Source organism: Sphingomonas sabuli, assembly GCF_014352855.1.
Lineage (GTDB): Bacteria > Pseudomonadota > Alphaproteobacteria > Sphingomonadales > Sphingomonadaceae > Sphingomicrobium > Sphingomicrobium sabuli.
In genome coordinates, this window is sequence record NZ_CP060697.1 from 1,583,411 (window position 1) to 1,596,148 (window position 12,738).

Annotated in this window: 18 protein-coding genes; 5 read left to right on the plus strand and 13 right to left on the minus strand. The window is 67.3% G+C overall.

Annotated elements, in window-relative coordinates; translation table 11 throughout:
* Nucleotides 1-47: 47 nt before the first annotated feature.
* Both H8M03_RS07830 and H8M03_RS07835 read left to right on the plus strand, forming a co-directional pair.
* Entirely contained in the window at nucleotides 48-311 is a 264-nt protein-coding gene (locus H8M03_RS07830; RefSeq protein WP_187478901.1) for a GlsB/YeaQ/YmgE family stress response membrane protein, read from the plus strand.
* A gap of 81 nt (nucleotides 312-392) precedes the next feature.
* Nucleotides 393-1,118, plus strand: coding sequence for an SIMPL domain-containing protein (locus tag H8M03_RS07835; protein ID WP_187478902.1), 726 nt, complete (start codon nucleotides 393-395; stop codon nucleotides 1,116-1,118).
* Nucleotides 1,119-1,182: 64 nt separating this feature from the next.
* Here the strand turns inward: H8M03_RS07835 and H8M03_RS07840 are convergent, their stop codons facing one another.
* The 3 genes from H8M03_RS07840 to H8M03_RS07850 form a co-directional block, all read right to left on the minus strand.
* Nucleotides 1,183-1,443: a GlsB/YeaQ/YmgE family stress response membrane protein gene (locus H8M03_RS07840; protein WP_187478903.1), complete on the minus strand. Its 261-nt coding sequence runs from the start codon at nucleotides 1,441-1,443 to the stop codon at nucleotides 1,183-1,185.
* A 175-nt stretch (nucleotides 1,444-1,618) separates the two neighbouring features.
* Complete coding sequence (gene sciP, locus H8M03_RS07845; RefSeq protein ID WP_187478904.1) at nucleotides 1,619-1,918, minus strand: CtrA inhibitor SciP; 300 nt, start codon at nucleotides 1,916-1,918, stop codon at nucleotides 1,619-1,621.
* Between the two features lie 88 nt (nucleotides 1,919-2,006).
* Nucleotides 2,007-2,213 (minus strand): hypothetical protein, encoded by a 207-nt coding sequence (locus tag H8M03_RS07850; RefSeq protein ID WP_187478905.1) that lies wholly within the window; start codon nucleotides 2,211-2,213, stop codon nucleotides 2,007-2,009.
* Nucleotides 2,214-2,294: 81 nt separating this feature from the next.
* Here H8M03_RS07850 and mnmA point away from each other — a divergent pair, with 81 nt between their 5' ends.
* Together mnmA and H8M03_RS07860 are read left to right on the plus strand one after the other, a co-directional pair.
* The gene (mnmA, locus tag H8M03_RS07855) at nucleotides 2,295-3,413 is read left to right on the plus strand and encodes a tRNA 2-thiouridine(34) synthase MnmA (RefSeq protein WP_187478906.1); all 1,119 of its coding nucleotides are present in this window, start codon (nucleotides 2,295-2,297) and stop codon (nucleotides 3,411-3,413) included.
* Complete coding sequence (locus H8M03_RS07860; RefSeq protein WP_246448806.1) at nucleotides 3,397-3,864, plus strand: NUDIX hydrolase; 468 nt, start codon at nucleotides 3,397-3,399, stop codon at nucleotides 3,862-3,864. The genes mnmA and H8M03_RS07860 overlap by 17 nt, the downstream gene beginning before the upstream one ends.
* On the opposite strand, the gene H8M03_RS07865 is transcribed toward H8M03_RS07860, so the two are convergent.
* The 4 genes from H8M03_RS07865 to pdxH are packed head-to-tail and all read right to left on the minus strand — an operon-like array spanning nucleotide 3,851 to nucleotide 7,429.
* Nucleotides 3,851-5,137, minus strand: coding sequence for an APC family permease (locus H8M03_RS07865; protein WP_187478908.1), 1,287 nt, complete (start codon nucleotides 5,135-5,137; stop codon nucleotides 3,851-3,853). The genes H8M03_RS07860 and H8M03_RS07865 overlap by 14 nt on opposite strands.
* Nucleotides 5,134-5,913, minus strand: a complete 780-nt coding sequence (locus tag H8M03_RS07870) for a PhzF family phenazine biosynthesis protein (protein WP_187478909.1) — start codon at nucleotides 5,911-5,913, stop codon at nucleotides 5,134-5,136. Before H8M03_RS07870 ends, H8M03_RS07865 begins: the two co-directional genes overlap by 4 nt.
* Nucleotides 5,910-6,848 (minus strand): cation diffusion facilitator family transporter, encoded by a 939-nt coding sequence (locus tag H8M03_RS07875; RefSeq protein ID WP_187478910.1) that lies wholly within the window; start codon nucleotides 6,846-6,848, stop codon nucleotides 5,910-5,912. The genes H8M03_RS07870 and H8M03_RS07875 overlap by 4 nt, the downstream gene beginning before the upstream one ends.
* A complete protein-coding gene (gene pdxH, locus H8M03_RS07880; protein WP_187478911.1) occupies nucleotides 6,845-7,429 on the minus strand; it encodes a pyridoxamine 5'-phosphate oxidase in 585 nt (194 codons plus the stop codon). Before pdxH ends, H8M03_RS07875 begins: the two co-directional genes overlap by 4 nt.
* A gap of 151 nt (nucleotides 7,430-7,580) precedes the next feature.
* Between pdxH and H8M03_RS07885 the strand changes: the two genes are divergently transcribed.
* On the plus strand, nucleotides 7,581-9,677 hold the full coding sequence (locus tag H8M03_RS07885) for a TonB-dependent receptor (protein ID WP_187478912.1): 2,097 nt from the start codon (nucleotides 7,581-7,583) through the stop codon (nucleotides 9,675-9,677).
* Here the strand turns inward: H8M03_RS07885 and H8M03_RS07890 are convergent.
* The 6 genes from H8M03_RS07890 to H8M03_RS07915 all read right to left on the minus strand — a co-directional run bounded on the left by H8M03_RS07890 (nucleotide 9,674) and on the right by H8M03_RS07915 (nucleotide 12,644).
* The gene (locus H8M03_RS07890; protein WP_187478913.1) at nucleotides 9,674-10,399 is read right to left on the minus strand and encodes an aquaporin; all 726 of its coding nucleotides are present in this window, start codon (nucleotides 10,397-10,399) and stop codon (nucleotides 9,674-9,676) included. The genes H8M03_RS07885 and H8M03_RS07890 overlap by 4 nt on opposite strands.
* Nucleotides 10,400-10,402: 3 nt before the next feature.
* The gene (locus H8M03_RS07895; protein ID WP_187478914.1) at nucleotides 10,403-10,852 is read right to left on the minus strand and encodes an ArsI/CadI family heavy metal resistance metalloenzyme; all 450 of its coding nucleotides are present in this window, start codon (nucleotides 10,850-10,852) and stop codon (nucleotides 10,403-10,405) included.
* Nucleotides 10,849-11,172, minus strand: a complete 324-nt coding sequence (locus tag H8M03_RS07900) for an ArsR/SmtB family transcription factor (RefSeq protein WP_187478915.1) — start codon at nucleotides 11,170-11,172, stop codon at nucleotides 10,849-10,851. The genes H8M03_RS07895 and H8M03_RS07900 overlap by 4 nt, the downstream gene beginning before the upstream one ends.
* A 210-nt stretch (nucleotides 11,173-11,382) precedes the next feature.
* Entirely contained in the window at nucleotides 11,383-11,616 is a 234-nt protein-coding gene (locus H8M03_RS07905) for a hypothetical protein (RefSeq protein WP_425506839.1), read from the minus strand.
* Nucleotides 11,613-12,002 (minus strand): PspC domain-containing protein, encoded by a 390-nt coding sequence (locus tag H8M03_RS07910; RefSeq protein ID WP_187478917.1) that lies wholly within the window; start codon nucleotides 12,000-12,002, stop codon nucleotides 11,613-11,615. The genes H8M03_RS07905 and H8M03_RS07910 overlap by 4 nt, the downstream gene beginning before the upstream one ends.
* A 15-nt stretch (nucleotides 12,003-12,017) precedes the next feature.
* Nucleotides 12,018-12,644, minus strand: a complete 627-nt coding sequence (locus H8M03_RS07915; protein WP_246449218.1) for a PspA/IM30 family protein — start codon at nucleotides 12,642-12,644, stop codon at nucleotides 12,018-12,020.
* Nucleotides 12,645-12,738: the final 94 nt, after the last annotated feature.

Sequence of the window (12,738 nt, forward strand, 5' to 3'; positions counted from 1 at the left end):
GCAAAGCCCGGTCGCGCATTAATCGCGGCATAACAAGGGAGACTGCGATGCTCGAATCCTATGGCTGGCTGTGGTGGATCATCATCGGGGGGATTGCCGGTGCCATCGCGAAGTTCCTCATGCCCGGCCGCGACCCGGGCGGCTGCCTGGTCACGATCCTGCTCGGCATCGCCGGCGCATTCGTCGCCGGCTGGCTGGGCAAGATGGTTGGCTGGTACGACACCGGCGAAGGCGCGGGCTTCCTGGCCGCGATCGTCGGCGCATTCGTGATCCTGTTCATCTACCGCCTGATTGCCGGACGCCGCGCCTAGCGCGACCGCCGCTCGTTCACGCCGTGGCCATGTGGCCGGTGCACCTTTCGGGTTCGTATCGAACCAGGGGAGTGCCGACACATGGCCAAACTTTTATCGTTTTGTATTGCGGTGATGCTGGCCGCGACGGCCGTTCCGGCCGCGGCCCAACAAGCCGTTGAAATCGATTTCGCGCAGCCGATCAGCGGGACGCGGTTGGACGTATCGGCGACCGGCGCGGTCACCCGCGTACCCGACATCGCCGTAATTTCCGCCGGCGTGGTCACACGCGCCGCGACGGCCTCGCAAGCGCTGCAACAGAACAGCACACGCATGGAACGGGTGCTGGCGGCGCTGCGCAGCGCCGGGGTCGCGGACCGCGACATTCAGACCAGCTCGATCAACCTCAACCCCGAGTATCGCTACCAGGACGGACAGGCGCCCCAGCTGACGGGCTATACCGCGACCAACTCGGTCACGATCCGTTTTCGCGACATTCGCAACAGCGGCAGCATCCTTGATGCGCTGGTCGCGCAGGGCGCCAACCAGATCAACGGGCCGTCGATGACCATCGACAAGCCGGAAGCGGCGCTGGACGAGGCACGGTCGCGGGCAATCGCCGCCGGGCTGGCCCGGGCACAGCTTTACGCTTCGGCGCTGGGCAAGCGCGTCGGCCGAGTCCTGTCGATCAACGAAAGCGGCGGATATTCTCCGCCCCAGCCGATGCCTTATGCAGCGATGGCGCGGGCACAGTCGGCCGACACCAAGATCGAACCGGGCGAGCAGAAGCTGGAAATCTCGGTCGCGATGGCGTTCGAATTGCTGTGACCATGAAAAAGGCCGCGCAGGCGTTCACCTGCGCGGCCCATAATTTCGTAGAGGGCGTCTCCGCTTAGCGGACGGTACCCCTGCGGATCAGGTTGACGATCGCCAGCAGGACGACCGCGCCGAGCAACGACCAAAGGATGTTGGTCAGGTCGAGCGGATTGGAATCATTGATGTTGCCGCCACCGAAGATCAGGCCGGCAATGACTGCGCCGACGATGCCGACGACGATGTTGAGGATAATCCCCTGTTGTGCATCGGTGCGCATAATGAGGCTAGCAAGCCAGCCAACAATGCCGCCGACGATCAGCCAGACGATGAAACCCATGAGCGTTCCCTCCTGTTCGGCCGCCACCCAGTAACTCGGCGGCCTTGAGCACCGGAAAGACGCCCGATGCGCGATTGTTGTTCCGCATTCATTTAATCATGTCCAGTCCGGGACAGTCGGCAGGACGGATTAATCCACGGAATTGCAGGAGGGATGGCGGCCTTGCGGCCGCTGCTCAATAGCGCTGCTGGCGCTCGTAGACGTCGCGGTAATGCTTGAGCCGGGTGACGCGCAGGCCGGGCATGCCGCTGCGTTCGACCGCACGCTGCCAGCCGGTGAATTCTTCAAGGCTCAGCGAGTAGCGCTGGCAGGCCTCGTCGATCGACAGGAGCCCGCCCGCGACCGCTGCGACCACTTCGGCCTTGCGCCGAACGACCCAGCGGTTGGTGCCGACCGGCGGCAGCGAGTCGAGCGTCAGCGGCTCCCCGAGGGGGCCAATGACCTGAGCCGGCCGGATCTTCTGGTTCTCAAGCATTCGTCAAACCTGTTTCATCGGTTGGTGTGAGCCCTGTTTAAGACTGCCGCGTTGAAGATATTCTCAAGGTCGCTGGTTAATTTACCGGTCATTCTTCGCCGTCCGGCTTCAGCCACGGCTGCTTGGCGGCAAACGCGCCCCCAAGCGATGCAGAAGCTTCGCGCCAGCCGTCGCCACCGGAAAAGTACCGGCGGACCGCCTCGCGGCGCTGCTCTTCGGCCAGCGCTTCGAGGATGTCCTCGGCCTCCACCGGCTGGTTACCGTCACCACCGATCTTTCCTTCCAAACGCGACATGGCGTCCCCTGGCTTACCCGTGTCGAGGCTGGACTAGCAGTGAGGAGTGAACTTCGGGTAAAGACCCGCTCCACAACGGAAATGACCATCGATTTCGGCCTCGATCGCCTGCAAGGCGCGCGGATCGTCGTCGCCATGTCCGGCGGCGTCGACAGTTCGGTTGCGGCTGCCCTCGCCGCGCGCACCGGGGCCGAGGTGGTCGGCGTCACCCTGCAGCTGTACGATCATGGCGAGGCTGTGAAGCGCAGCGGGTCGTGCTGCGCCGGGCAGGACATTTACGATGCGGCCCAGGTCGCCGACCGGCTGGGCATCGCCCATTACGTGCTGGATTACGAAAGCCGGTTCCGCAGCGGGGTGATCGATCGCTTCGCCGAGGAATATGCGCAGGGCCGCACCCCGATCCCCTGCGCCCTGTGCAACCAGGGCGTGAAGTTCGTCGACCTGATCGCCTTCGCCCGCGAATTGGGCGCGGATTGCCTGGCGACCGGCCATTACGTCCGCCGCACCGTCCGCAATGGCCGGGCGGAACTGCACCGGGGCAAAGACCCGCGCCGCGACCAGAGCTATTTCCTTTACGGGACCACGCGCGATCAGCTCGATTTTCTCCGCTTCCCTCTCGGCGACTTGCCCAAGGATGCGGTGCGCGAGCTGGCTCTGGAGGCTGGACTGGCGGTGGCCGCCAAGCCGGACAGCCAGGACATCTGCTTCGTCCCCGACGGCGACTATGCTTCGCTGGTCAAGAAGCTGCGACCGGAAACGGACGTGCCGGGCGAGATCGTCGATCTCGAGGGCCGGACGCTCGGCGAGCATCGCGGAGTCGTGCATTTCACCGTCGGCCAGCGCCGCGGGATCGAGATCGGCGGCAGCCCCGAACCGCTGTATGTCGTGCGGATCGAGCCCGACACGCGCCGGCTGGTGGTTGGCCCGCGCAGCGCGCTCGCCATCCAGCGCATGCGGGTGGAGGAGCTGAGCTGGCTGGGCGAGGACCAGCGCGACGTCTCGGTCAAGGTTCGCTCGCTTGCCCCGGCGGTGTCGGCCCGGATCGAGGATGATGGCTGGGTCTGTTTCGCCACCCCCGAATATGGCGTTGCCCCGGGGCAGGCGGCGGTCTTCTACGACGGCACGCGAGTGCTTGGCGGCGGATGGATCGCCGAAACGCTGGCCGCCGATCCGCGCGTGTCCTGTGCCGCCGCCGCTTAGCGCCGGAATCCTGCTGTACCGCCACACCGGCGGGGCAACCGAAGTGCTGCTGATCCATCCCGGCGGTCCGTATTGGGCAAAGAAGGATGCCGGGGCGTGGATGATTCCCAAGGGCGGAGTCGATGCCGGCGAGGCGCTGGCCGACGCCGCCGTTCGCGAATTCCGCGAGGAGCTTGGCAGTGCGCTGGATCGGCCGCCGCAACCGCTCGTGCGGATCAAGCAGTCGGGCGGCAAGATCGTCGAGGTGTTCGCGGCGGAGGGCGACTTCGATCCTGCCCGGCTCGACAGCCTGCATTTCGAGATGGAGTGGCCGCCGCGCAGCGGGCGGATGCAAAGCTTTCCCGAATGCGACGCCGCCCGATGGATGGACCTCGCCGAGGCGCGGCGGATGATGCTCAAAAGCCAGCTGCCGATCCTCGACGCGCTGGAGGAAAAGCTCAGCCGGGAGTGACGGTGGCTGCGGGCTTGCGAGCGGCGATCGCGAACAGGACCGCCCCGGCCAGCGCCAGCAACCCGAGCGTCTGCCACGCGTCCCACGTCGCCTGCGCCGCGCCCCAAACACATAGCGCGATGCCCGCGGCGCCCAGCACGTAAAGCCAGGGCGCGACCGGCGCCCGGCCCGGCGCGCGGGGCAGCGCAGCGATGGTCACGGCATAAACGAACAATCGCGCAAGCACGCTGATGATCGCCAGCCAGACATAGCTTCCGACCAGCGCAAGGATGCCGGCGAACAGGGCGAGAAAGGCGATCGAGTTGGCGGGGGTGAGGAAGCGTTCGTTGACCCGCCCGAACCACCCCGGAAGGTCGCCGCGCCGCGCCAGCGCATAGGTGACCCGCGGGGTCGAGGTCATGGTGCTGTGCAAATTCCCGCCCAGCGAGCAGATCGCCGCGAGCGTGATCACCGCTGCACCAGCCGGTCCCGCGACCCACGCGCCAAGGTCGATGAGCGGCGCCTTCTCGTCCGTGCCGCCGCCGGGCAGTGCGCCGATGAAAGCCGCCTGGACGAGGAAATAGAGCAGCGTCGTCATCCCCAGCGTGATGAAGATGGCGCGCGGCAGGACCGTGCCGGGCCGCCTGGTCTCGCCCGCCGGGACGACCGCATTCTCGAACCCGACGAAGGCATAGAAGACGATCAGCGCACCCGCTTCGAACTGGCCAAGCGGGGGCATCGCACCCGGTGCCGGCAGCGGCAGGGTGGCAAGCAGCGCGGCGACGGCGATGATCAGCAGCGGCAGCGCCTTGAGCACCGTCAGCACGCCAAGGAAGGCCAGCGCCCGCCGTACCCCGGCGATGTTGATGCCGGCGAACAGGGTGCAGACCACGACCAGGATGACGGCCCGGGCCAGCCCCTGGTCGGCGCCCACCCACCAGCGCGACAGATAGGCGGCGAGCACGTTAGCGTTGGCGGCAAAGGCCGCGGCGCGCGACAGGTAGAACAGCCAGCCCAGCTCGAACCCGACGAAGCGCCCGAAGACGCGGCCATATTCGGCCGGCCCGCCGCTTTCGGGAAAGCGTCCGGCGCTGTGCGCGAAGGGAATGACGATCAGCAGCGCGACCAGCGCGACCAGCGGGAACAGCCAGGGCGAGAAGCTGCCGAAGTCTGCGGCCAGCGTCGCCGGCAGGGCGAAGATCGCGCTGCCCAGCACGCCGTTGAACGCCAGAAGGATGGCGCCGGGGGTGCCGATGCTGCGCTTGAGCCGCGGGCCGTCGCCCTCGCCGGTCAAAGCTGGAAGTCGCCGGTGATGACGGTGACGCAGGTGCCGCCGAGGATGACCCGGTCGCCCGCCTCGCGGCAGTGGAGCAGACCGCCGCGGGCGCTGGCCTGCACGGCGCTGAATTCGCGCCGGCCGAGCCGCTTCGCCCAGAACGGGACGAGCACCGCATGGGCGGCGCCGGTCACCGGGTCCTCGTCGATGCCGACGGGAACGGCGAAGACCCGGCTGGCAATCGCCTGCCGGTCGCCGGGCGCGGTCACGATCACCAGTTCGGGAAAGTCGCGCAGTGCCGCGAAGTCCGGTCGCACCGCCCGCACAGCCGCCTCATCCTCCAGCAGCAGGATTGCGGCGCCCTCCGCGCCCGCGCCGGCATAGGTCTCTCCCGCCGCGCCGAGCGCCTGTTCGAGACCCGGAACGTCACGGCGTTCGACTTGCCCGGCGGGCACGTCGAGCTGCAGCAGGTCGCCGTCGCGCGTCACGGTAAGGATGCCCGACCGGGTCGAAAAGCGGATCGTCTCGCCGCGGATGAGGACGTGCGCCGATGCGAGCGTAGCGTGGCCGCACAGCGGGACTTCGGTCGTCGGGGTGAACCAGCGCAGGTCGAAATCGGCGTCAGCGCGGTCGGACGGCACCAGGAACGCCGTTTCGCTGAGGTTATTCTCCGCCGCGATCTGCTGCATCAGCGCATCGTCCAGCCAGCGGTCGAGCGGCATCACCGCGGCCGGATTGCCGGTCAGCGGCCGGTCGGCGAACGCATCGACCTGGAAAAATGGGATCGTCGTCATTCGCTCTGCTCGGTGATTTCCGCCGGCAGAAGTTTTTCCCGGTCGGTATGGCCTTCGGGGTCGAGGTGGATGAGGATCTCGGTCGCCGGAAACTGCCGTTCCAGCGCTTCCTCGATCCGGTCCATCCGGTCGTGCGCTTCGCGGACCGTCCAGTCTTCGGGAACCCAGACGTGGAACTGGACGAAATTGTGCGTGCCGCTGGTGCGGGTGCGAAGGTCGTGCAGGCCCTCAAGCTCGGGAAAGGCGCGCGTCGCGGCGATGAATTCGTCGCGCATCGTGTCGGGCCATTCGCGGTCCATCAGTTGGTCGAGCGCGTTGCTGGACGACAAATAGGCACCCCGCGCCAGCCACAGGGCGATCAGCACTCCGAACACCGCGTCGGCGCCGACGATCCCGGCAAACTGGTCGAGCGCGAGGGCAATGATCACCGATGCATTGAGCATCAGGTCGGACGCATAATGCAGTCGGTCGGTGGCGATCGCGACCGACTTGGTTCGGCTGACCACGTAACGCTGGTAGGCGATTAGCCCGACGGTGAGCGCGATCGCCACCAGCGAGACGCCGATGCCAAGCTCCGCCTCCGCAGTCTGCTTGCCGCCGACCAGCCGGCGAACCGATTCGAAGCCGATGAACAGCGCCGAGATGGTGATGATGATGACCTGCACCAGCGAGGCCAGCGCCTCTGCCTTGCCATGTCCGAAGCGATGGTCGCGATCGGCCGGCTGCGCGGCGACCCGCACGCCGGCCAGGACGACCAGGCTGGCGACAAGGTCGAGGCTCGAATCGGCAAGCGAGCCAAGCATTGCCATCGACGAGGTCTGCAGCGCGGCCCAGGTCTTCAGGCCGATCAGAAAGATCGCCATCGCGATGCTGGCGAAGGCTGCGCGCGAGGTCAGCGTGGAGCGGTCGTCCCCGTGCAGGTGCGCCCCGCTCATGGGTAGAGCAGCCCTTCGTCCCAGCCGTCGACCGTGCGGGTGAACAGCCGCCGCTCGTGCAACCGGTGCGGCCGGTCGGTCCAGAATTCGATCTTTTCCGGCACCAGCAGAAAGCCGGACCAGCGCGGCGGACGCGGCACGTCTTCGCCTTCGAACTTTTCCTGCAGGCTGGCATAGCGGCGCTCGAACGTCTCGCGGCTGTCGAGCGGGCGCGATTGGTCGGACGCCCAGGACCCAATGCGCGAGGCCCGCGAACGCGACTTGAAATAAGCGTCCGCCTCCGTATCCGCGACCTGCCGCACCGGTCCTTCAGCGCGTACCTGGCGACGCAGCGACTTCCAGTGCAGCGCAAGCGCGCCCCACGGATTCTCGGCCAGTTCGCCGCCCTTGCGGCTGTCGAGGTTGGTGAAGAAGCCGAAGCCTTCGGGCCCGGCATTGCGCAACAGGACCATGCGCACCGACGGGCGGCCGCGGGCGTCGGCGGTGGCAAAGGCCATCGCTTCGGGATCGTTGATTTCGCTCGCCCGGGCGTCGGCGAACCAGCGGTCGAACAGGTCGAAGGGATCGTCGGACGCGGCCATGGCCCGCCTTATCCGCCGTGCTCCCGCTGCCGCAACCCTGCCGCCGTCCGGCGCGCCGACCGCCGCTCGTCGAAAGACCCGCAGCACCTTCTTGTTACAATGTATCATCTCCGCTAAGCGCAGCCGCAAGCTATTGGAGTTCTCCCTTTTCATGGTTCGATTCTTGCTTTCCGGAGCGGCCACGGTCGCCCTGTTTTCGGTCCCCGTCACAGCGGTCGCCCAGCAGGCGCAGGCGCCGGCAGCGCCGCAGCCCGGACCGGCGGCCGCGGCGCACAGCCATACGGACGACACGATCATCGTCACCGGCGTCCGGCGCAACGCGGGCGACGTGTTGGGCGGGGTGTCCGTCCTCGAAACCGCGGAGCTTGCCCGGTCGGTCCGCACCAGCATCGGCGAAACGCTGGCCAAGCTGCCGGGCGTGTCGGCCACCAGTTTCGGCCCGGCGGCATCGGCGCCCGTCATTCGCGGCCTGTCGGGCGATCGTATCCGCGTGCTGGTCGACGGGATCGGCACGCTCGACCTCGCCTCGGCCGGTCCCGACCATGCTGTCGCCATCGACCCGTTGACCGCCGAACGGATCGAAGTGCTGCGCGGTCCTGCAGCACTGCCGTTCGGATCGTCGGCGATCGGCGGCGTGGTCAATGTCATCGACACCCGCATCCCGCGCCGGATGCCCGAAGGCGGCGTGTCCGCCGACGGCCTCTTGTCCTACGGCTCGGCCGCGGAAGAGCGCTCGGCCAATGCTGCGCTGAACGTGGCCCTGGGCGGCAATTTCGTCCTTCATGCCGACGGCAAGCTGGGCAAATCCGACGATGTCGAGACCGGCGGCTACATCCTTGCCCGCCTCCTGCGCGAGGAAGCGGCGGCTAGTGCCGACCCCGCCATCCGCGCGCTGGCCGATCTCAAGGGCGAATTGCCCAACAGCGCGTCCAAGTCGCAGGAAGGCGCGCTCGGCCTCGCTTACGTGGACGGCGGCCTCAACATCGGCGCGTCGATCAGCCGGCGGACGCAGGAATATGACGTACCGGTGCGCTATTCGCTCGACCCGGCGATCGAGGTCGAAGCGCCGACGATCGACCTCGAACAGACCCGCTATGACGGGCGGGTCGAAATACCGCTGGCCGGTTTCTTCCGCCAGGTCAGCGCGCGCGGCGGTTATGCCCGGTATCACCACGACGAGGTCGAGGAGACCGGCGAGATCGGGTCGAGCTTCTTTTCCAACGGCGGCGAAGTGCGCGTGGACCTGGTCCAGGCCGACCGGTCCGGTTGGGCGGGGACCAGCGGCATCCAGTATCTCGACCGCGACGTCCGTATCCGTGGCGAGGAGAAGTATCTGCCCGATGCGCGGCAGAAACAGGCCGGACTGTTCACCGTCCAGACGCTGGTTGCCGGCCCCGTCAGGCTGGAGGGCGGCGCCCGGATCGAGTTCAGCGAGCTTGCCGCGGATGCCGACGCGCAGATCGCCACGCCCGCCCGCAACGCAAACTTCACCACCGTTTCCGCGTCGCTTGGCGGCCAATATGACGTCGGCGGCGGCTGGCGGGCGGGCCTGTCGCTGTCGCATTCCGAACGCGCGCCGAACGTCGAGGAGCTGTTTTCCAACGGTCCCCACGGCGGCAGCCAGTCATTCCAGGTCGGCAATCCCGGCCTCGACCCGGAAAAGAGCAACGGCGTCGAGCTGAGCCTGCGCCGCACGACCGGGCCGGTCCATGTCTCCGCCAACGTCTATTACAGCCGCTTCTCAAACTTCCTGTTCGCCGCGCCGACCGGCGCGATTGCGGAGGACCTGCCGGTTTACGAATTCCGTGCCGGAAAGGCAGACTATCTGGGCTTCGAACTGTCCGGCGACGCCCGGCTCGGCTCGGCGCTCGGGGTCGACTGGGGCGCGGAATTCCAGGCCGATGCGGTTCGCGCCACCGTCCGGGACTTCGGCCCGGCACCGCTGATCCCGCCGTTGCGAATGCTCGGCGCGTTGACCGGCGTGCGCGGGCCGATCGATGGCCGGATCGAGCTTGAGCGCGCGTTCGCCCATGACCGCACGGCGCCCAACGAGACCCGCACGCCCGGTTACACTTTGGTCAATGCGGCGTTCGACTGGCATGCGTTCGCCGACCGTCCCGAACTGACCCTGTCGCTGCAGGCCAACAACATCTTCGACGTCGAGGCGCGCCGCAGTACCAGCTTGCTCAAGGATTATGCGCCGCTCCCCGGCCGCGACATCCGACTTAGCGCGCGGGTCGCCTTCTAGGCGCGGTCGAACAGGTGCCGGGCGGCCAGTGCCCCGGCGGCCGCGCCGACCAGCTGGGCGATGACGAAGCCGGGCACGTCACGCGGCGCAATGCCGGCAAATGTGTCGGACAGGCTGCGGGCGACGGTGATCGCGGGATTGGCGAAGCTGGTCGATGACGTGAACCAGTAGGCCGCGCAAATGTAGAGCGCGACCGCCGCCGCCACGGCGGACCGGCGATAGCGCAGCGTGCCGAGGATGGTGAGGACCAGTCCGAAGGTCGCGATCGCTTCCCCGGCCCATTGGCCCAGCCCCGTCCGCGCCCGAAGCGACACCTGCAGGGTCGGCAGGTCGAACATCAGATGCGCCGCCCACGCCCCCGCAATCCCGAACGCCAGCTGCGCGCCGATATACGCCGCCGCTTCGGACCACGGCAGGTCGCGGCGCGACGCGGCGACAAGCGTCACCGCGGGGTTCATATGCGCCCCCGACACGGGCCCGAAGATGGTGATCAGAACGAACAGGATCGCGCCGGTGGCGATGGTGTTGGCGAGCAGAGCGACGGCGTCGTTACCCTGCGCGAGGTTGGACGCCATGATGCCCGACCCGATTACGCAGGCAAACAGGAAGAAGGACGCAATCGCTTCCGCCGCCAGTCGCTGCGCAAGCGGCGGTTGGCCGGCAGGCGCACGGGCTGTGCTGGTGGCCGGAGCGGAGGAGCGCACCGTCGCGTCGTGCGCCATGGCTCAGGGATTCTGCAGGGTCGCCGCCGCCGGTGTGCAGCAGCGGTTTTCGGACAGGCGGTCGAGCGGCGGATTATCGCCGTAGACGGTCGCGGCACCGTCGGTGAAGAAGGCTTCCCACACGACGCCGTCCGGATCCGTCACCCAGCTCTTTTCGGACTGGGCATAGCAACAGGTTGTCCGGCCTTCTTCCAGCACCGGAGGCCCGGCGTCTTCGAGCCGGCCATAGACCTCGGCAAGCTCCGCGCCGTCTTCCGCCTGGATGCCCAGATGCTCAATCCCGGCCCCATGCCCGTCGCGCTGGGAAATGGCGAAATTAACGCGCGGATCGTCCAGCATCCACTTGGCGTAATCGGGCTTGGTCACGCTCGGCTCCACACCGAACAGGGTCGAGTAGAAACCGACCGACTTTTGCAGATCGCCAACGGCGACGTGAACGTGCAGGCGTTTCATCGGGCAACTCCTTCGGCGCTGGCTTGCGGGCTGCATTCCATCGCGCAGCAATTTTCCATGAGATAGTCGATCAGGCCGTTCATCGCCGGATAGTTGGCGCGGTAGATGAGCGAGCGGTGTTGGCGTTCCTGCTTGATCAGTCCAGCCTCGCGCAGCTGCGCGAGGTGAAAGGACAGCGAGCTGTTTGGAACGCCAAGCGAGTTGGCGATGGCGCCGGCGGCCATTCCCGGCTTGCCCGCCTGGACCAGCAACCGGAACAGCGCGAGGCGATGTTCCTGGGCCAGTGCTGACAGGGCTTCGACGGCTTTGGCGGATTGCACCGGACGGCTTCCTCGTTTCGACTTCTATGGAAATGTCGCGCCGGCCTTGGGGTGTCAACTCATTTCTACAATCATCGAAATAAGGAGGAGGTGCCTCTCCCAAACGCAAAGGCGGCCCGGGTGGCTTGTGCCCGGGCCGCCTGCAGTGCCGCGCTACGGGAAAGATCGGCCGGAATTTGGGGACACCGGCGATCACGCGGACTGGGGAGCTTACAAATCGATGCCGGCCGCAATCGCTTCGAGCTTGCGGACGCGTTCCTTGAGGTCGGCCAGTTCGATCCGGTTGCCGGCCGGCGGCAGGTGGCCGTCGGCCAGGCTGTGAGTGACTTCGATCCGCTTGAGCTCGAGCCAGCCGTTCCAGCCCTTGAGCCCAGCGACGGCAGCGGTGCCGACGGCGGCCAGGACGGTCGAGGAAATCAGGGCGATAGAAAGCGGGTCCATCACTTGCCTCCCCGGAGCGCTTCGATCTCGCGCGCCAGCTCGCTGTTGGGTTTGGAGATGTGGTTTTCGATGGCCATCATGCGGCGGTCGATCGGGTCGAGCTCGGTGCGCATCGCGTGGACGGAGGGGCGCACGGCGGTTGCCCGCTCCATGCGGTCGAACTCGCTCGTCCCGCCGCGGCCGGCGGACTTCTTCTTCTGTATCGCGAACCAGATGCCGAGCCCGGCATAAGCGGCGAGCACGAACTTGAAGCTGACCAGCAGCGCGGCGACCACGAAGCCGACGCGGACGAACGTCGCGTCGATGCCGAACTGGTCGCCGATCGTTGCACAGACGCCGGCCAGCTTGGCATCGCGCCGGTCGAGTGAATAGCGGGTGTTGCGCGCCATCTTATTTTCCCCCTTCTACTTCGTCTTCGCCGCAAGCGCGGCCTTCATCGCTTCGAGCTCGGCCTCGACCTTGTCGGCGGCCTGCAGCTCGGCAATCTCCTCCTCCAGGCTTTTGGGCCCGGTCAGTCCCAGCGCTTCGGCGCGGCCTTCGGCAAAGTCGGCGCGGCGCTCAAGGATCTCGAACTTGGCGAACGCGTCTTCGGTCCGGCTGCCGTGCACCATCTCGCGCGCCCGGGCGCGGGCGACCGCGCTTTCCAGCCGGTGCTGGATCGAATTCTGGCGGGCGCGGGCCTCGCGCAGCTTGCCCTGAAGCCGGGCGATGTCGGCTTCGTAGCCGCGCAGCACCTGCTCGAGCTCCTCGATTTCGGCCTTCAGCCCCTGCGCCATGTCGGCGGCCTTCTGGCGCTCCGCGAGCGCCGCCTTGGCGAGGTCTTCCCGGTCCCTGGACAGGGCCAGTTCGGCCTTGTCGGTCCACAGCGTCTGCAGCTCGTCGAGCCGGGTCAGCGCGCGGCGCAATTCCTTGATATCGGCGATCGAGCGGGCCGCGGTGGCGCGCACCTCGACCAGCGTTTCTTCCATCTCGATGATGATCATGCGGATCATCCGCGCCGGGTCTTCTGCCCGGTCGAGAAGGTCGGTCATGTTGGCGGCGAAGATGTCCCGGGCGCGGCTGAACACCGGGCCGTTGAACCAGCCGGCAAGCGGCGCCAGACGCGGTTCGGCCGGGGCCTCGGTT